The following is a 16,193-nucleotide window of genomic DNA, read 5'->3' as shown; positions in this document are numbered from 1 at the left end:
TTAGTCTCCTTTGGCGGTCTGTTGCGCCGCCTTCTTGGCCTTCAGCATGTCGCGCAGCCTGGTGGCAAACCCCGGCTTGGTCACCTGTTTCGTCCGTCCAAGCGCAAGTGCGCCGGCGGGGACGTCCTCGGTCACCACCGACCCCGAGCCGGTCATCGCGCCGTCGCCGACGGTGACCGGCGCGACCAGCATCGTGTCCGAGCCGATGAAGGCATTCTTGCCGATGGTGGTGCGGTGCTTGAAGAAACCGTCGTAGTTGCAGGTGATCGTGCCCGCCCCGATGTTGGTGCGCTCGCCGATGTCGGCGTCGCCGATATAGGTGAGATGGTTGGCCTTCACGCCTTCCGCCAGATAGGCGTTCTTCACCTCGACGAAGTTGCCCACATGCACCTCTTCGGCCAGCTCGGCGCCGGGGCGCAGGCGGGCATAGGGGCCGACGATGGCGCCGCGGCTGACGTGGCACCCCTCGAGATGGCTGAAGGCACGAATACGCGCGCCGGTCTCGACCGTCACGCCGGGGCCGAAGACCACATTGGGCTCGATCTCTGCGTCGCGGCCGACGTAGGTGTCCCAGGCAAAGAACACTGTCTCGGGAGCGCTCATCAGCACGCCCTCGTCCAGCAGCTCTGCGCGCTTGCGGGCTTGGAAGGCGGCCTCGGCGGCGCGCAGCTCGGCGCGGGAATTGATGCCCAGAGTCTCGGCTTCATCACAGCGCACGACCCCCGCCGAAAGGCCGCGCGACCGGGCGATCTCGACGATGTCGGTGAGGTAATATTCCCCCGACGCATTGTCGTTGCCCACGGCGTCGATCAGGTCGAAGAGGGTCTTGCTGTCCGCGCAGACCACGCCCGAGTTGCACAGGGTGATGGCGCGCTCGGTTTCGGAGGCGTCCTTGAACTCGACGATGCGCTGCAGCGCGTCGCCCTCGGTCACCAGCCGCCCGTAGCGCCCCGGATCCGCGGCCTCGAAGCCCAGCACCACGACGTCATGCTTGGCGCGGGCCTCGCGCATCGCCTCCAGCGTCGCCTCGGTGATGAAGGGCGTATCGCCGTAGAGCACCAGCGCGTCGCCCTCGAACCCCTCGAGCGCGGGGCGGGCCTGGGCCACGGCATGGGCGGTGCCGAGCTGCTCTTGCTGGATCACCACCTGCGCCTCGGGGGCGAAATCGGCGGTCGAGGCCTCGACCGCCTCGGCGCCGTGCCCGGCCACCACCACCGACCGCGCGGGCTCGAGCGCCTGACCGGCGCGCAGCGCGTGCCACAGCAGCGGGGCCTGGGCGAGGCGGTGGAGGACCTTGGGGAGATCGGACTCCATGCGGGTGCCCTTGCCTGCGGCAAGGAGGATCAGGGCGAGGCTCATGCGGTTTCCTGTTTGTCTTCTGCCTGCGCCCGTTTTATCCGCTTGGGGCAGGGGGGCAAGGTGCCCCGGGTCACGTTGGATTTCAGCCTGTGACAGGGCGCGGCGAAAGGGACAAGCGGAATGCGTACGGTGGTCTTCGATCTCGATGGCACGCTTGCCGACACCAGCGGCGACCTGATCGCCGCCGCCAATGCCTGCTTCGAGGGCATGGGGCTCGAGGTGCGGCTTGACCCGGCGCTCGACGCGGGCATCGCGGTGAAGGGCGGGCGGGCCATGCTCACCGCAGGGCTAGACCGCGCCGGGACCTTCTCCGAGGAGCTCATCGTCCGCTGGTATCCCGAGCTGCTGACGGTCTACGGCGAGGCCATCGACCGCTACACCCGCTTCTACCCCGGCGCGCTGGACGCTGTGCAGGGGCTGCGCGAGGCGGGTTACAAGGTCAGCATCTGCACCAACAAGCCCGAAGGGCTGGCCGAGACGCTGATGCAGCGCATGGGCGCCCGCGGGCATTTCGATGCGCTGATCGGGGCCGACACGCTGCCGGTGCGCAAGCCTGACCCCGCGCCCTATGTCGCGGCGGTGGAACGTGCGGGCGGGCAGGTGGCGCAGAGCCTGCTGGTCGGCGACACGGCAACCGACCGCAACACGGCAAGGGCGGTGGGCGTGCCCTGCATCCTTGTCGGCTTCGGCCCCGATGGCGATGCCGTCTCGGCGCTGGACCCCGAGGCGATGATCGGCCATTTCGACGAGCTCGCCGGGGCGGTGGCGCGGCTCATCGGCTGAGGCGCACGGCAGGCGCGCGCAGATCGGTGTGTGCCCTTGCGCATTGACCGCGCGGCAGCGCGGGCGCATCAATGCCCCATGACCGAGCACCCGAAGACAGAGACCCTCACGGCCGAACGTTTCACCGGCAGCTTCACCCAGCAGGAGCCCATCCCCGAAGCCGGGATCGAGGCCGCGCTGGCGGTGATGCGCCATGGCCGGCTGCACCGCTACAACACCGCCGCCGGAGAGGTCTCCGAGGCCGCGCTGCTCGAACAGGAGTTCGCCGCCGTCACCGGCGCGCGCTACTGCGTGGCGGTGGCCTCGGGCGGCTACGCGCTCGGCTGCGCCCTGCGCGCACTGGGGGTTCAGCCCGGCGACAAGGTTCTGACCAACGCCTTCACCCTGGCGCCGGTGCCGGGGGCGATTGCCGCGCTCGGAGCGGTGCCGGTCTTCGTCGGGGTGACCGAGGGGCTGGTGATCGACCTCGACGATCTCGCCACCAAGCTGCCGCAGGCGCGGGTGCTGATGCTCAGCCACATGCGCGGGCACATCTGCGACATGGACCGGCTGATGACGCTCTGCAACGCCGCGGGCGTGCCGGTCGTCGAGGATTGCGCCCACACCATGGGGGCCTCCTGGAACGGAACGCCCTCTGGGCGGCACGGCGCCATCGGCTGCTACTCGACGCAGACCTACAAGCACATGAACTCGGGCGAGGGCGGCTTTCTGGTCACCGATGACGAGGACCTGGCCGCCCGCGCGGTGATGCTGTCGGGCAGCTACATGCTTTACGAGCGGCATCTTGCGGCACCGGGGCCGGAGGCCTTCGAGCGGGTGAAATACCTCACCCCCAACGTCTCGGGCCGGATGGACAACCTGCGCGCCGCGCTGCTGCGGCCGCAACTTGCCGAGCTCTCGGCGCAGATCGAGCGCTGGAACGAGCGCTACCGGGTGGTCGAGGCGGGCTTGCGGGGCACCCCGGGCCTCACGCTCATCGCGCGGCCCGAGCCCGAGCGCTTTGTCGGCTCCTCGATCCAGGCGCTGCTGCTCGACTGGGCACCCGAGGCGATCCAACAGGTGCTCTCGCGCTGCGCCGCGCGCGGGGTCGAGCTGAAGTGGTTCGGCGGCGCCGAACCAGTGGCCTTCACCTCGCGCTACGACAGCTGGCGTTATGCGCCTTCGGAACCGATGCCCGCCACCAATCGTATTCTCACGGGGATCCTCGACATGCGCCTGCCGCTGACCTTCAGCCTCGAGGATTGCGCGCTCATCGCCCGCATCATCCGCGCCGAGGTCTCGGCGGTCTACCAGCAGGCCGGCTGAGCGGCGCGGACCAAGACCCAGACCGGACGCGAAGGAGCGTTTGTGATGACCAAGCACACGACAGACCCGAAGGCGACGACCATCCAGGACTTCGACGCCATCCCCGAAACCGCGCTCGCCTGGCACCGCGAGGGCCGCAAGGCCGCGCTCGCCACGGTGATCCAGACCTGGGGTTCGGCGCCGCGCCGGACCGGCGCGCAGCTTGCCATCTCCGGCAGCGGAGAGATCGAGGGGTCGGTCTCCGGTGGTTGCGTCGAGGGGGCGGTGATCGTCGAGGCGCTCGAGGCGCTCGACGAGGGCAAGTCCCGCGAGCTGGAATTCGGCGTCTCGGACGATGATGCCTTCGCCGTCGGCCTCGCCTGCGGCGGCACCATCCGCGTGCTGGTCGAGCCGGTCGGCGCGGCGCTGCCCGAGGCGCTGCTCGCCGAGCTTTGCGAGGCCCGCGCCGCCCGCACCCCCGTGGCCTATGTGGTCGACCTCGACAGCCAGCAGCGCACGCTCGCGTACGCCGGGCACGAGACGGCCTTTCGCATGGACCGTTCGGGGTTCATCGAAGAGAGCCGCACCTTCGTCGCCATCCACAATCCGCCGCTGCGGCTTCTGGTCGTCGGCGCGGTGCATATCGCGCAGGCGCTGCTGCCCATGGCGCGCATCGCCGGCTACGACCCGGTGCTGATCGACCCGCGCGGCGCCTTCGGCTCAGAGGCGCGCTTTCCCGGCGAGACGATCCTCGACGACTGGCCCGACGAGGCGGTGACGAAGCTGGGCCTCGATACCCGCACCGCTCTGGTGCTGTTGACCCACGACCCCAAGCTCGACGATCCCGCCATCGAGGCGGCGCTGCGCTCGAAGGTCTTCTATATTGGCGCGCTCGGCTCCACCCGCACCCATGCAAAGCGCGTGACGCGGCTTTCCGAGGCGGGGTTCACCGAGGCCGAAATCGCGCTCATCCACGGACCCATCGGGCTTGATATCTGTGCCTCGGGCCCCGCCGAGATCGCCGTGTCGATCCTTGCCGAGATGACCCGCGTGCTGAGGAAGGGCGCATGAAATTCGGCCCCGTGGCGCTGGCCGAGGCCGAGGGCGCGATACTGGCGCATTCCGTCGCGCTGACCGGCGGGAAGCTGAAGAAGGGGCACATGCTGACAGCGGCGGACCTCGGCAGGATGCGCGAGGCTGGGCTTTCCGAGGTGATCGTCGCGCGGCTCGAGCCCGGGGACGTGGCCGAGGACACGGCGGCGCGGCGGCTCGCCGAGGCGCTGCTGCCCGATCCAGCGACCGCTCAGCTGCGCATCGGCCCGGCAACAACGGGGCGGGTCAACCTGCACGCGCTCGGTCCCGGCGTGCTCGAGGTTGATGCCGCGCGGATCGATGCGGTCAACGCGGTGCACCCGATGATCACGGTCGCGACCCTGCGCCCGTGGCAGCGCTGCGCGCCGCGGGCGATGGTGGCGACGGTAAAGATCATCTCCTACGCCGTGCCCGAGGCTGCGCTTGCGGCCGCCTGCGCCGCCGCCCGGGGCGGGGCGCTGCGCCTGCACGGGCCGGTGGCCAAGTCCGCCACGCTGATCGAGACCGAGGTGGGCGGCGATCCCGGCGACAAGGGCCGCCGCGCCACCCGGGCGCGGCTCGAGCGCTTCGGCACTGCGCTCGGCCCGCGGGTTCTTGTGCCGCACCGGACCGATCCACTGGCACAGGCGCTTCGCGAAGCGCCGGGTGACATCCTTCTGATCCTGACCGGCTCGGCGACCTCCGACCTGCACGACGTCGCGCCCGAGGCGCTGCGCGCGGCAGGGGGGGAGGTCAGCCATTTCGGCATGCCCGTCGATCCCGGCAACCTGCTCTTCTTCGGCCGCCTCGGCGCGCGCCCGGTGGTGGGCCTGCCCGGCTGCGCCCGATCGCCGGCGATCAACGGAGCGGATTGGGTGCTCGAGCGGCTGATCTGCGGTCAGACCGTGACCCCCGGGGACATCGCCGCCATGGGCGTCGGCGGCCTGCTGAAAGAGCCGCCCTCCCGTCCGCGCCCGCGCGAGGCCTGAGGGCACCGCACCCGCGGGGTCATCCAAAAGAGAGCGTCCCGGCATAGCGCGACCGAAACCCCAAGACAAAGCAAAACCCGCCGGCGGCAGCGCGGCGGGTTTCCCTCGTCGGACCCGTTTCCGGGTCGCGGATCGGTCGTTACTTGGCAGCCGGACCGATCATCATGACCATCTGGCGGCCTTCCATCTTGGGCATGTTCTCGACCTTGCCCACTTCCTTGACGTCTTCCGCCACGCGCTCGAGCAGTTCACGGCCAAGGTTCTGGTGCGCCATCTCGCGGCCGCGGAAGCGCAGGGTGATCTTCACCTTGTCACCGCCTTCGAGGAACTTCAGCACGTTGCGCATCTTGACGTCATAGTCATGCGTGTCGGTGCCGGGGCGGAATTTCACTTCCTTGACCTCGATGGTCTTCTGCTTCTTGCGCGCATCGCTCTCACGCTTCTGCTGTTCGTACTTGAACTTGCCGAAGTCCATGATCTTGCAGACGGGCGGCTTGGCGTTGGGCGAGATCTCGACCAGGTCGAGACCGGCTTCCTCGGCCATCTCCAGCGCGCGCGCAGGGGTCTGCACGCCCAGGTTTTCACCCTCGGCGCCGATCAGGCGGATTTCGGGAGCCCGGATGCGGTCGTTTACGCGGGGGCCGGTGTCGCGCGTCGGGGGCGCGTTGTGAGGTCTGCGAGCTATGGTTTTCGTCCTTTGTTGCCGTGTCTCGTAGGCGCGCAAAATAGTGCTGCGGGACGGGTGTTTCAAGCGGCAATTGGCCGAAACAGAGGGGAAGTCGGGCCTCAACCCGCTCATCGGGTGCGCGATGCGCTGCCGATGCCCCGACCAGCGGGTGATCATGGCAATGTGAATGCCTATCTCACACCGACGCGACACTCATGCGAGACTGGAGATATCTGAGATGAGACAAGCGATTCTGATCGTCGGGGCCATTGTGCTGATCGGCATCCTGGTTTTCGGCATGCGCAGCGGCGACGAGGGCATTCCCGTCGAGAGCGACCAGGCGGTGACCGGCGCCGTAGATGACCCCATGGACAACGCGGGCACCGAGGCGGAGGCCGCGGCCGAAAGAGCCGACGAGACGCTCGAGCAGGCGGCCGACGATGCGGCGGCTGCGGGGCGCGAGGCCATGGACAAGGCGGGCGAGGCCGCCGATGACGCGATGGCGGCGATTTCCGATGCGGCGGGCAAGGCGGCGGACACCGTGCAGGGCGCGGCGGATGCGGTGACAGATACCACCAAGGACGCCATGGCCTCGGCTGAGAGCACGATGGACAGAGCTGGCGCCGCGGCGGGGGATGCGATGAACAGCGCCTCCGACACCGGGGCCGAGGTGGCCCGGATGACCGATGCACAGCTGCGCGAGCTCTTCACCGTCGAGGGCTTCGATTACGACAAGGCCGTTGCTTACATCGAGCAGTCCGACCTCGGCTTTGCTGCCAAGGAGGCGACAAAATCCGCTCTGGCTACGGTGAAGGACGCGCCGGAGCAGCTTGCGGCGGTGCTTGAGGAGGCGCGCGAACGGCTCGGTCTCTGATCGCCGGGGGGGCGGCGGTTGACACAAAAATATCTTTTCCGTGCAGGATTTCTTTCTAGCGCGGCGTGATCCGCGCGATTTATAGTGGCGTACCCCCCCCGAACAACGCTTCAGCTCCGAGACAGACCACTATGGCTTTCCAGAGAACCGACCTGCCGCACCGCGGCGTTCCCATGCTCCTTTCGATCATCGCGTTGTGCGTGGTGGGGACCGTTCTGGCGGGCTGGCTGTTCGGGGTCGAGGTGCTGGTGCGCGGTGCGCCGTACCGCGCGGCCATGGTGCCGAGCACGGCGATCAGCTTCGCCCTCCTGTTCTCGGGGATCCTCATCCACCTGCAGCGATCGGCGCCCCGCAGCGCGGTACTGGCCTGCGCGGGCATAGCGGCGGCGGTGGCGCTGACAAATTCCATCGTCATCCCGCTCGGGAACGGCGGCTTCGACGTGTTGGCCGAAAGCCGCGCGTTTACGGACCGCATGTCGCCGGGCACGATTGCCGGCATCCTTGTCGCGGCGCTCGGGCTTGCCGGGCTGGGCAGCCCGCGGCTGAACCGGGCCGAAGTTACGATGCTGTCTGGTACGGCGGGGCTGTCGGGCGTCTTGGCAGTGCTCTTCGTGCATGATTTCCACCGCGGCTCGCCGCTTGCCTTGCCCGTCGTCGAGGCGATGTCGATCTACACGGCGGCGTGCCTGCTGGCGCTCTACGCCGCACTGCTGCTGATCGCGCTCGACCCTTCGGCTGAGCGGCAGAGCTTCAAGGAAACGGGCCGCGGCTGACCGCCACGCGCGTCTTACGCGGCGCGCGCAACGCAAAAAGCCCCGGCTGTGCCGGGGCTTTCTTTGATGCCGGGTGGGGGCGCCTCAGTCGAGGAAGGCCTTCTCCACCACGTAATGCTTGGGGTCCGAGTTGGCGCCCTCTTCGAGGCCATAGTCCTCTAACATCTGCTTCAGCTCGAGGTTGAAGGCGAGGTTGCCGCAGATCATCGCACGGTCGGTCTCGGGGTTCAGCGGCGCCACGCCAAGATCGGCAAAGGCCTCGCCCGAGCGCATCAGGTCGGTGATGCGGCCCATCTTCGGGCTCTCTTCGCGGGTGGTCGTCGGATAGTACTTGATCTTCTTCCAGAAGCCTTCGCCGATCAGCTCGTTCAGCAGCTCGTCGGTCTTCAGGCTCTCGATCAGCGCGGCCCCGTATTCCAGCTCGCCCGCCTCGCGGCAGGTGTGGGTGATGATGACCTCGTCGTAATCCTCGTAGGTCTGCGGCTCGCGCAGCAGCGAGGCGAAGGGCGCAAAGCCGGTGCCGGTGGCAAAGAACCAGATGCGCTTGCCGGGCAGCAGCGCGTCATGCACCAGCGTGCCGACGGGCTTGGGGCGGAGGATGACTTCGTCGCCCACTTGGATATGCTGCAGTTTCGAGGTGAGCGGGCCGTCCTGCACCTTGATCGAGTAGAATTCCAGCTCCTCGTCCCAGGAAGGCGAGGCGATGGAATATGCGCGCAGCAGCGGCTTCTGCTTGCCGGTCTTCGGATCGGGATCGCCCATCAGGCCGATCATCACGAACTCGCCCGAACGGAAGCGCAGGCTGGCAGGGCGGGTGACGCGGAAAGAGAAAAGCCGGTCGGTCCAGTGCTTCACGAAGGTGACACTCTGGGCGTCGGGAAGCACCATCTTCTTCGGCGCATCGGCTTTCGCTGCGGTGGCTTCGTTCACGGGTTTCAACTCTGTCATTGTATCTCTCGCCGGCCGATCAGCCGGTCCCTTGGCTATATCTGTGATGCAGGTCAGGGGAAAGGCGTCTTAGCCGCGCACCCGCGACTGGTAGTCGTGCTTTTGCCAGTCCGCGCGGAATTTCCACTCGCCCTCTGGCTGGCGGGCGGCCAGCTCGTCCGAGATCTCGACCTCGTCGAAGCCCGAACGGCGGGCCATGGCGTATTGGTCCGAGATCACGTGACCGGCGGCGCGCAGCGTGCCTGTGAAGCCGCGCAGGCGCAGCAGGCGTGCCAGCGTGAAGCCGCGCCCATCGGCGAAGCTCGGGAAGGCAATGCGCACATGCGTGGTGTTGTGCGGCACTTCCAGCGCCGCGGGGTCGGTGTCGGAGGGCAGGTCCAGCACGGGGGCGTCCTGAGCTTCCCAGGTGTCGGGGCCGAAGCCCTCGTCGGTCACGATGACGGTCATTGGCTCTGTCCTTCTCTCACGGCCTGGCCATTGATGAAATGGATGCCGCATTCAACCTTGTCTTCGCCGCGCCAGCGTCCGGCGCGGGGGTCCTCTCCGGGCGCGACCTTGCTGGTGCAGGGCGCGCAGCCGATCGAGGGGTAGCCCTGCGCCACCAGCGGGTGCCGGGGCAGGCGGTTCTCGTCCATGTAGGCGCCGATGTCCTCGGGCGCCCAATGCGCCATCGGGTTCACCTTGATGCGCCCGGTTTCCTCTTCGAGCTCGAAGAACTCGAGGCCTGCGCGGGTCTTCGACTGGTAGCGCTTGCGCCCGGTGATCCAGCCGTCGAACCCGCCGAGCGCCTGCTCGAGCGGCAAGGTCTTGCGCAGGGCGCAGCAGGCGTCCTTGTCCGAAAAGCGCAGCGCGCCGTAGGGGTCGCGGGACTGCAGCAGCGCCTCGTCGGTGCGGATCACCCGCACGTCCGACAGCCGCAGCCGTTCGGAGATCTCGAGCTGGTACTCCAGCGTCTCGGCGAACAGCAGCCGCGTGTCGATGAACAGCACCGGAGTGGTGCGATCCACCACCGCCACGAGGTGCAGCAGCGCCACCGATTCCGCCCCGAAGGACGAGACCATGGCGATGCGCCCCGCCTCTGGATCGCGCAGGGCCCCCTCCAGCACCGCGGTCGCGCCGTGGTGCCGGTAGCGCGCGTTGAGCGCGTCGACCCGGGCGCGCAGCTCTGCCAGCTCATCGGGCAGCAGAGCCTTGGCGCCTGTTTCGGGCGTGTTGGGAGGAAGCTGCAGGGTCATCGCCTCAGGCTGCCTCGGCGTTCTTCTCGGTCTCGTAGAGCGCTTCCTTGAAGGGCGCCATGCCGAGCCGGCGATAGGCCTGCAGGAAGGTCTCCTCGGGGCTCTCGCGCTGTTCGAGGTAGGCGTCCACCAGCCGCTCGATGGCGGGCACGATCTCTTCGTAGGAGAAGCCCGGACCGGTGCGCTCGCCGAGCGCGGCGGTCTCGGTGGCATCGCCGCCGAGGGTGATCTGATAGGTTTCGACGCCGCCGCGATCCAGCCCGAGGATGCCGATATGGCCCACGTGGTGGTGTCCGCAGGCGTTGATGCAGCCCGAGATCTTGATCTTCAGGTCGCCGATCTCGTGCTCGGTCTTGAGCTCGTCGAACCGGGTGGCGATCTGCGTGGCGATCGGGATCGAGCGGGCCGTGGCCAGCGCGCAGTAGTCCATGCCGGGGCAGGCGATGATATCGCTGATCTTGCCGATGTTGGCAGTCGCGAGCCCATGCGCCTTGAGGATCTGGTGCAGCTGCGGCAGGTCCGACTTATGCACATGCGGCAGGATCACGTTCTGCTCGTGGCTGATGCGCAGCTCGTCGTGGCCGAAGCGCTCGGCCAGATCCGCCAGCACGCGCATCTGCTCGGCCGAGGCATCGCCCGGCGTCTGGCCATGTGCCTTGAGCGAGACCTGCGCGATGGCATAGCCGGGCGCTTTGTGCTCGGCGAGGTTGGTGTCGGCCCAGGACCGGAACACCGGGTCGGCGTCATAGGCCGCAGCGAAGTCGTCCTCGGGGGCATTGCGGAACGCGGGCGCAGCGAAGCTTTCCTTGATCTCTTCGAAGAGATCGAGGTCGGAACCGTTGAAGGCCGCCTTGGTCTCGGCAAAGCGCTCGGCTACGAGGCGCTGGATTTCCTCGATCCCGTGCTCGTGCACGGTGATCTTGATGCGCGCCTTGTACTTGTTGTCGCGGCGGCCGAGCAGGTTCCAGACGGAGACGGTGGCCTCGACGAAGGGCAGCAGGTCATCCTGCGCCACGAAATCCGACAGCACCTTGCCGATCATAGGGGTGCGGCCGAGGCCGCCGCCGACGAGCACGCGGTAGCCGATCTGTCCGTCCTTCGTGACGATCTCGATGCCGATGTCATGCGCCTTGATCACCGCGCGGTCGTTCGGCGCGCCGGTGACGGCGATCTTGAACTTGCGCGGCAGGAATTGGAACTCGGGGTGATCGGTGGACCATTGCCGCAGCAGCTCGGCCACCGGGCGCGGGTCAGCGATCTCGTCGGCGGCGGCGCCGGCGAAATGGTCCGCGGTCACATTGCGGATGGTGTTGCCCGAGGTCTGGATGGCGTGGAGGTTCACCTCGGCCAGCGCGTCGAGCATGTCCGGCACGTCCGAGAGCTTGGGCCAGTTATACTGGATGTTCTGGCGGGTGGTGAAGTGGCCGTAGCCCTTGTCCCACTTCTCGGCCAGCAGTGCGAGCTGGCGCATCTGCGCGCTCGACAGGGTGCCGTAGGGGATCGCCACGCGCAGCATGTAGGCGTGCAGCTGCAGGTAGAGACCGTTCATCAGGCGCAGCGGCTTGAACTCGTCCTCGGTGAGGTTGCCGGTGATGCGGCGCTCGACCTGGGCGCGGAACTGGCGGTTGCGTTCCTGGATGAAGGCGGTGTCGAACTCGGTGTAGCGGTACATCTGGGTCTCCTGCGTCTGGCCTGGTCGCTGCGTGGGGGAAGGCGCCGGGTCAGGCGTCGGCTTCGGCCTGCTTGCCGTGGAAATAGTTCGAGGGGCCGGTGCGGCGGAAATCCTCGCGGAAGTGCGTCGGCTCGGCGCCGTTGGCTCCCAGCTTGACGTCGGCGAGGTAGACGCCCACCGTCTCGGCGGCGCGCGCCTGCGCGTCCAGAAGGCGCATCTGCGCAATGGCCTCGTCGGTGATCACCTCGGCCTTGGCAAGATCGCGCACCCAGCTGTCATCGGCTGCGAGGTAGATCACGTCGCCTTCGATCAGCGCGTTGGCGGTGACGACCTTGGGCGTGAAGGGCTTCGGCATCGGGATACACTCCGGGAGGGGGTTCGTTGCCATTCAATATAGAATTTTGTCCCCCCTTGCGGCCAGAGGGGCGGAAATATAAGGACATACGTTCCGTCCTGTGGTTAAGGATGGTGCAGACGTTCCAACGCAGGCGAAAGGGCGGAACAGCCATGTCCATCGACGAGACCGACCGGAAAATCCTTCTGGAACTGCAGGAGGACGCGGGGCGCTCGCTGGACGAGATCGCCCGTGCCGTGGGGTCATCAAAGACCCCGGTTTGGAATCGCATCCGCAAGATGCGCGAGGCCGGGATCATCGGCCCGCAGGTGGTGATCCCCGACCCCGAGAAGCTGGGCTTCGAGGCCTGTTTCTTCGTGCTGATCCGCACCTCCGAGCACGAAGCCGACTGGCAGCGCAAGTTCCTCAAGGCATTGCGCGAGCGGCCCGAGGTGATGGAGGCGCATCGCCTCGCCGGCGAGATCGACTATATCCTCAAGGTGCGGGTGAAAAATGCCCGCGCCTACGATGTCTTCTATCAGGCGCTGATTTCCGAGGTGAAGGTCTACAACGTGACCGCGCTGCTCTCGATGGAAGAGATCAAGAACACCAATGCGCTGCCGCTCTGAGGAGGCCGCACCATGACCAATGCGCCGAAGCCGCAGGTTTCCATCACCTATTGCACAGGTTGCAACTGGCTGCTGCGCGCCGGTTGGATGGCGCAGGAACTGCTGCAGACCTTCGGGCAGGACCTCGGCGGGGTGACGCTGGTGCCCGGTTACGGCGGGGTCTACGAAATTTCTGTAGATGGCGTGCTGCTCTGGGAGCGCAAGCGCGACGGCGGCTTCCCCGAGCCCAAGGTGATCAAGCAGCGCGTGCGCGACGTTATCGACCCCAAGCGCGACCTCGGCCATTCCGACCGGCCGACCGGCGCCGGAACATGAAGTTTTTCCGACAGGCGTGACCTCGCGCCCTGCTGCGCTAGGTTGGCGACCAGAGCCCCATGCGGGCAGAAAGAGGGAGACCCAAAGATGATCAACAAGAGCGGATCCGCGAACTGGCAGGGCGGGCTCAAGGATGGGACGGGCACCGTCTCGACCGAGTCCGGCGTGCTGAACAAGCAGAACTACGGGTTCAACAAGCGCTTCGGCGACGAGGCGGGCACCAACCCCGAGGAGCTGATCGCCGCGGCCCACGCCAGCTGCTTCTCGATGGCTCTGAGCAACATCCTCGGCGACTACGACCTCAAGGCCGACGACATCTCCACCGTCGCCACGGTCACGCTGGAACAGGACGATGGCGGCTTCACGGTGACCAAAAGCCACCTGAAGCTGACCGCTTCGATCCCCGGCGCCAGCGAGGAGACCTTCATGGAGGCGGCGAACAAGGCCAAGGCCGGCTGCCCGATCTCCAAGCTGCTCAACGCCGAGATCACCATGGATGCGACGCTGGCCTGACCTGGCGCAGGACGCGAGGGGCGGGGCCCCTCGCGCTTGCCTCCGGAATAAGCCCCGGCGCTGAACAATATCCCAGACGCAAAGAGCCGCCCCGAGGGGCGGCTCTTTCGTATCGGGATGAGACCGCTTCAGCTGGCGCGACGCTGCTCGAAGCTGAGGGCGATGAACTCGGGCATGTGATCGCCCATGCCCACGACAGTGCCTTCGCGCTCGCCCTTGCGGCCACGGCCGCGGGGCTTGTCGCTGTTGCGCGGAGCGCGTTCCTGCCGCTCGGCCACCTCCGGTGCGGGCGCGGGTGCCGGTGTGGGGGCCTCGGCGACGGGCTCGGCCTTCGGAGCCGCATCGACCTTGGGCGCGGCCTCGCTGCGCTCCGAGCGGCGCGAGCGAGACCGGCTGCGCTTGGCGGGCTTTTCCTCGTCCTGAGTGACCGGTGCGTCCGAGACAGGGGTGCCGCGGACCGGCGAATCGACGCGGGGGATTTCTTTCTGGAGCAGCTTCTCGACTTCCTCGAAGTTCTTTTCGTCCTTCGGCACGACGATGGTGAAGGCCTTGCCCTTGCGCCCGGCGCGGCCGGTGCGGCCAATACGGTGAACGTAATCCTCGGCGTGGCTCGGCACGTCGAAGTTGAACACGTGGCTGACCGAGGGCACATCGAGCCCGCGCGCCGCCACGTCGGAGGCGATCAGCAGGCGGACCGAGCCGTCGCGGAAACCGTCGAGCGTGCGGGTGCGCTGCGACTGGTCGAGATCGCCGTGGATCGGCGAGGCGTTGTAGCCGTATTTCTTCAGCGACTTGGCGACAATATCGACGTCGACCTTGCGGTTGCAGAAGATGATCGCATTGGTGCAGGCATCGCCTTCCTTGTCGATCAGCGCGCGCAGCACGGCGCGCTTCTCGGAGGCTTCGCGATCCTTGCGCGAGGCCTTGAAGAACACTGCACCCTGCTCGATCGTCTCGGACGCCGTCGCCTGCCGGGCGACTTCGATGCGCTCGGGGCCGGACAGGAAGGTGTTGGTGATGCGTTCGATCTCGGGCGCCATGGTGGCCGAGAAGAACAGCGTCTGCCGGGTGAAGGGCGTCAGCGAGAAGATCCGCTCGATGTCGGGGATGAAACCCATGTCGAGCATCCGGTCGGCCTCGTCGACCACCATGATCTGCACGCCGGTGAGCAGCAGCTTGCCGCGCTCGAAATGGTCCAGAAGGCGGCCCGGGGTGGCGATCAACACATCGACGCCCTTGTCGATCAGCTGCTCCTGCTCCTTGAACGAGACGCCGCCGATCAGCAGCGCCTTGGTCAGCTTGAGGTGCTTGGTGTAGACGTCGAAGTTCTCGGCGACCTGCGCCGCGAGCTCGCGCGTCGGGCAGAGCACAAGGCTGCGCGGCATCCGTGCCCGGGCGCGGCCGCGCGCCAGCAGGGTGATCATCGGCAGCGTGAAGGACGCGGTCTTGCCCGTGCCGGTCTGGGCGATGCCCAGCACGTCTCGGCCCTCGAGCGCGGGGGGAATGGCGCCTGCCTGGATCGGCGTGGGCGTCTCGTAGCCCGCCTCTTCGATGGCTTTCAGCACCTTGGGGTTCAGGTTTAGGTCGGTAAACTTGGTCATGTAGGTCCGATACAATGCGGACTCTTGAACGTGGCCCGCGCGTCTGATGAAGGGCCCGGATGGCCCGAAAAAGCCGCCAGAGGGCAGCCATGATGCGGGCTTGTACCGGAAACAGACGGGAAAGGTCAATCTGTAGGGGGTTTGGGCGGCAAAAAGGGCCGTTTCAGCCAGTTCTGAGGCGCAGGGGACACGGATTCGCGACGTTTTGGTGCGCGCATTCGCAGGAATCTTCCACGGCGGCAGGCACGGCGGCAGGGACTCAGCGCTGCCGCCGGGCCATGAAAGCGAGCCGCTCGAAAAGATGGACGTCCTGTTCGTTCTTCAAGAGCGCGCCGTGCAGCTTGGGTAGGGCGTCCGCCCCGTCGCGGCGCAAATCGGCGGCGTCGAGGTCCTCGGCCAGCAACAGCTTGAGCCAGTCGAGCACCTCGGAGGTCGAGGGCTTCTTCTTCAGCCCCGGCTGTTCGCGCAGCTCGTAGAACTGGGTCAGAGCCTCGGTCAGCAGGGCGGGCTTGATGCCGGGGTGGTGGACCTCGACGATGCGGCGCAGGGTCTCTTCGTCGGGAAAGCGGATGTAGTGGAAGAAGCAGCGGCGCAGGAAGGCGTCGGGCAGCTCCTTTTCGTTGTTCGAGGTGATGATGACGATCGGGCGTTGGCGGGCGCGGACCGTCTCTCCGGTCTCGTAGACGTGGAACTCCATGCGGTCGAGTTCCTGCAACAGGTCGTTGGGGAACTCGATATCGGCCTTGTCGATCTCGTCGATCAGCAACACCACCTTGCCCGGCGCCTCGAAGGCCTGCCAGAGCTTGCCCTTGCGGATGTAATTGCCGATGTCATGCACGCGTTCCTCGCCGAGCTGGCTGTCGCGCAGGCGGCTGACGGCGTCGTACTCGTAAAGCCCCTGCTGGGCGCGGGTGGTGGACTTGATCGACCATTCGAGCATCGGCAGGCCGAGCGCCAGAGAGACCTGCCGTGCCAGCTCGGTCTTGCCGGTGCCCGGCTCGCCCTTGACCAGCAGTGGCCGCTCGAGGGTGATCGCGGCGTTGACCGCCATGGTCAGATCCTCGGTGGCAACATAGGCCTCGGTGCCCTGGAAGTTCAGGCTGGGCTGCTCGGTCATGGGGCGCTCCTCCGCGTCTGTCCCAGAGA

The 16,193-nt window shown here is 67.2% G+C and carries 18 protein-coding genes; 9 read left to right on the top strand and 9 right to left on the bottom strand.

The genetic code is table 11. The annotated features are described in order from the left end of the window. Window positions 1–1,359 carry a bifunctional UDP-N-acetylglucosamine diphosphorylase/glucosamine-1-phosphate N-acetyltransferase GlmU gene (gene glmU / locus CEW88_RS09310; protein WP_108966175.1) on the bottom strand — a complete coding sequence of 453 codons (1,359 nt, stop codon included), beginning with the start codon at window positions 1,357–1,359 and terminating at the stop codon, window positions 1–3. A 120-nt stretch (window positions 1,360–1,479) separates the two neighbouring features. Here glmU and CEW88_RS09305 point away from each other — a divergent pair, with 120 nt between their 5' ends. The 4 genes from CEW88_RS09305 (at window position 1,480) to CEW88_RS09290 (ending at window position 5,486) form a co-directional block, all read left to right on the top strand. Beyond that, complete coding sequence (locus CEW88_RS09305) at window positions 1,480–2,142, top strand: HAD-IA family hydrolase (RefSeq protein WP_108966173.1); 663 nt, start codon at window positions 1,480–1,482, stop codon at window positions 2,140–2,142. 78 nt (window positions 2,143–2,220) lie between these two features. Next, window positions 2,221–3,447, top strand: a complete 1,227-nt coding sequence (locus CEW88_RS09300) for a DegT/DnrJ/EryC1/StrS family aminotransferase (protein WP_108966172.1) — start codon at window positions 2,221–2,223, stop codon at window positions 3,445–3,447. 45 nt (window positions 3,448–3,492) lie between these two features. Next, on the top strand, window positions 3,493–4,497 hold the full coding sequence (locus tag CEW88_RS09295; RefSeq protein WP_108966170.1) for an XdhC family protein: 1,005 nt from the start codon (window positions 3,493–3,495) through the stop codon (window positions 4,495–4,497). Then, window positions 4,494–5,486 carry a molybdopterin-binding protein gene (locus CEW88_RS09290; RefSeq protein ID WP_108966168.1) on the top strand — a complete coding sequence of 331 codons (993 nt, stop codon included), beginning with the start codon at window positions 4,494–4,496 and terminating at the stop codon, window positions 5,484–5,486. The genes CEW88_RS09295 and CEW88_RS09290 overlap by 4 nt, the downstream gene beginning before the upstream one ends. 139 nt (window positions 5,487–5,625) lie before the next feature. Here CEW88_RS09290 and infC read toward each other — a convergent pair whose 3' ends face one another. Continuing rightward, window positions 5,626–6,285 carry a translation initiation factor IF-3 gene (infC, locus tag CEW88_RS09285; protein ID WP_203595073.1) on the bottom strand — a complete coding sequence of 220 codons (660 nt, stop codon included), beginning with the start codon at window positions 6,283–6,285 and terminating at the stop codon, window positions 5,626–5,628. Window positions 6,286–6,391: 106 nt separating this feature from the next. Between infC and CEW88_RS09280 the strand changes: the two genes are divergently transcribed. Together CEW88_RS09280 and CEW88_RS09275 are read left to right on the top strand one after the other, a co-directional pair. Next, a complete protein-coding gene (locus CEW88_RS09280) occupies window positions 6,392–7,027 on the top strand; it encodes a hypothetical protein (RefSeq protein WP_108966166.1) in 636 nt (211 codons plus the stop codon). A 131-nt stretch (window positions 7,028–7,158) separates the two neighbouring features. After that, entirely contained in the window at window positions 7,159–7,800 is a 642-nt protein-coding gene (locus CEW88_RS09275; RefSeq protein ID WP_108966164.1) for a hypothetical protein, read from the top strand. Between the two features lie 84 nt (window positions 7,801–7,884). Here CEW88_RS09275 and CEW88_RS09270 read toward each other — a convergent pair whose 3' ends face one another. From CEW88_RS09270 to CEW88_RS09250, 5 genes are all read right to left on the bottom strand, one after another. Beyond that, the gene (locus tag CEW88_RS09270; RefSeq protein WP_108966163.1) at window positions 7,885–8,748 is read right to left on the bottom strand and encodes a ferredoxin--NADP reductase; all 864 of its coding nucleotides are present in this window, start codon (window positions 8,746–8,748) and stop codon (window positions 7,885–7,887) included. Window positions 8,749–8,817: 69 nt separating this feature from the next. Beyond that, a complete protein-coding gene (locus tag CEW88_RS09265; RefSeq protein ID WP_108966161.1) occupies window positions 8,818–9,195 on the bottom strand; it encodes a DUF934 domain-containing protein in 378 nt (125 codons plus the stop codon). Beyond that, on the bottom strand, window positions 9,192–9,983 hold the full coding sequence (locus tag CEW88_RS09260; protein ID WP_108966159.1) for a phosphoadenylyl-sulfate reductase: 792 nt from the start codon (window positions 9,981–9,983) through the stop codon (window positions 9,192–9,194). Before CEW88_RS09260 ends, CEW88_RS09265 begins: the two co-directional genes overlap by 4 nt. Before the next feature lie 4 nt (window positions 9,984–9,987). Continuing rightward, the gene (locus CEW88_RS09255; protein ID WP_108966158.1) at window positions 9,988–11,655 is read right to left on the bottom strand and encodes a nitrite/sulfite reductase; all 1,668 of its coding nucleotides are present in this window, start codon (window positions 11,653–11,655) and stop codon (window positions 9,988–9,990) included. Window positions 11,656–11,704: 49 nt separating this feature from the next. Beyond that, window positions 11,705–12,010, bottom strand: a complete 306-nt coding sequence (locus tag CEW88_RS09250) for a DUF2849 domain-containing protein (RefSeq protein WP_108966156.1) — start codon at window positions 12,008–12,010, stop codon at window positions 11,705–11,707. A 152-nt stretch (window positions 12,011–12,162) separates the two neighbouring features. On the opposite strand from CEW88_RS09250, the gene CEW88_RS09245 reads away from it, so the two are divergent. The 3 genes from CEW88_RS09245 (at window position 12,163) to CEW88_RS09235 (ending at window position 13,446) form a co-directional block, all read left to right on the top strand. Then, entirely contained in the window at window positions 12,163–12,618 is a 456-nt protein-coding gene (locus CEW88_RS09245) for an Lrp/AsnC family transcriptional regulator (protein ID WP_108966154.1), read from the top strand. A gap of 12 nt (window positions 12,619–12,630) precedes the next feature. Continuing rightward, window positions 12,631–12,933 (top strand): SelT/SelW/SelH family protein, encoded by a 303-nt coding sequence (locus tag CEW88_RS09240; protein ID WP_108966152.1) that lies wholly within the window; start codon window positions 12,631–12,633, stop codon window positions 12,931–12,933. Between the two features lie 87 nt (window positions 12,934–13,020). Next, entirely contained in the window at window positions 13,021–13,446 is a 426-nt protein-coding gene (locus CEW88_RS09235) for an OsmC family protein (RefSeq protein WP_108966150.1), read from the top strand. 128 nt (window positions 13,447–13,574) lie between these two features. Here CEW88_RS09235 and CEW88_RS09230 read toward each other — a convergent pair whose 3' ends face one another. Both CEW88_RS09230 and CEW88_RS09225 read right to left on the bottom strand, forming a co-directional pair. Then, the gene (locus tag CEW88_RS09230; RefSeq protein ID WP_108967687.1) at window positions 13,575–15,047 is read right to left on the bottom strand and encodes a DEAD/DEAH box helicase; all 1,473 of its coding nucleotides are present in this window, start codon (window positions 15,045–15,047) and stop codon (window positions 13,575–13,577) included. Window positions 15,048–15,306: 259 nt separating this feature from the next. Continuing rightward, window positions 15,307–16,146, bottom strand: coding sequence for an AAA family ATPase (locus CEW88_RS09225; RefSeq protein WP_108967684.1), 840 nt, complete (start codon window positions 16,144–16,146; stop codon window positions 15,307–15,309). Window positions 16,147–16,193: the final 47 nt, after the last annotated feature.

Source organism: Alloyangia pacifica, assembly GCF_003111685.1.
Classification (GTDB): domain Bacteria; phylum Pseudomonadota; class Alphaproteobacteria; order Rhodobacterales; family Rhodobacteraceae; genus Salipiger; species Salipiger pacificus_A.
This window is presented reverse-complemented; position numbering and strand designations above follow the sequence as displayed.

Excerpts from the sequence above, each read along its gene's own strand:
- glmU (WP_108966175.1), bottom strand. The coding sequence starts at position 1,359 with ATGAGCCTCGCCCTGATCCTCCTTGCCGCAGGCAAGGGCACCCGCATG.
- CEW88_RS09305 (WP_108966173.1), top strand. The coding sequence starts at position 1,480 with ATGCGTACGGTGGTCTTCGATCTCGATGGCACGCTTGCCGACACCAGC.
- CEW88_RS09300 (WP_108966172.1), top strand. The coding sequence starts at position 2,221 with ATGACCGAGCACCCGAAGACAGAGACCCTCACGGCCGAACGTTTCACC.
- CEW88_RS09295 (WP_108966170.1), top strand. The coding sequence starts at position 3,493 with ATGACCAAGCACACGACAGACCCGAAGGCGACGACCATCCAGGACTTC.
- CEW88_RS09290 (WP_108966168.1), top strand. The coding sequence starts at position 4,494 with ATGAAATTCGGCCCCGTGGCGCTGGCCGAGGCCGAGGGCGCGATACTG.
- infC (WP_203595073.1), bottom strand. The coding sequence starts at position 6,285 with ATGAGCGGGTTGAGGCCCGACTTCCCCTCTGTTTCGGCCAATTGCCGC.
- CEW88_RS09280 (WP_108966166.1), top strand. The coding sequence starts at position 6,392 with ATGAGACAAGCGATTCTGATCGTCGGGGCCATTGTGCTGATCGGCATC.
- CEW88_RS09275 (WP_108966164.1), top strand. The coding sequence starts at position 7,159 with ATGGCTTTCCAGAGAACCGACCTGCCGCACCGCGGCGTTCCCATGCTC.
- CEW88_RS09270 (WP_108966163.1), bottom strand. The coding sequence starts at position 8,748 with ATGACAGAGTTGAAACCCGTGAACGAAGCCACCGCAGCGAAAGCCGAT.
- CEW88_RS09265 (WP_108966161.1), bottom strand. The coding sequence starts at position 9,195 with ATGACCGTCATCGTGACCGACGAGGGCTTCGGCCCCGACACCTGGGAA.
- CEW88_RS09260 (WP_108966159.1), bottom strand. The coding sequence starts at position 9,983 with ATGACCCTGCAGCTTCCTCCCAACACGCCCGAAACAGGCGCCAAGGCT.
- CEW88_RS09255 (WP_108966158.1), bottom strand. The coding sequence starts at position 11,655 with ATGTACCGCTACACCGAGTTCGACACCGCCTTCATCCAGGAACGCAAC.
- CEW88_RS09250 (WP_108966156.1), bottom strand. The coding sequence starts at position 12,010 with ATGCCGAAGCCCTTCACGCCCAAGGTCGTCACCGCCAACGCGCTGATC.
- CEW88_RS09245 (WP_108966154.1), top strand. The coding sequence starts at position 12,163 with ATGTCCATCGACGAGACCGACCGGAAAATCCTTCTGGAACTGCAGGAG.
- CEW88_RS09240 (WP_108966152.1), top strand. The coding sequence starts at position 12,631 with ATGACCAATGCGCCGAAGCCGCAGGTTTCCATCACCTATTGCACAGGT.
- CEW88_RS09235 (WP_108966150.1), top strand. The coding sequence starts at position 13,021 with ATGATCAACAAGAGCGGATCCGCGAACTGGCAGGGCGGGCTCAAGGAT.
- CEW88_RS09230 (WP_108967687.1), bottom strand. The coding sequence starts at position 15,047 with ATGACCAAGTTTACCGACCTAAACCTGAACCCCAAGGTGCTGAAAGCC.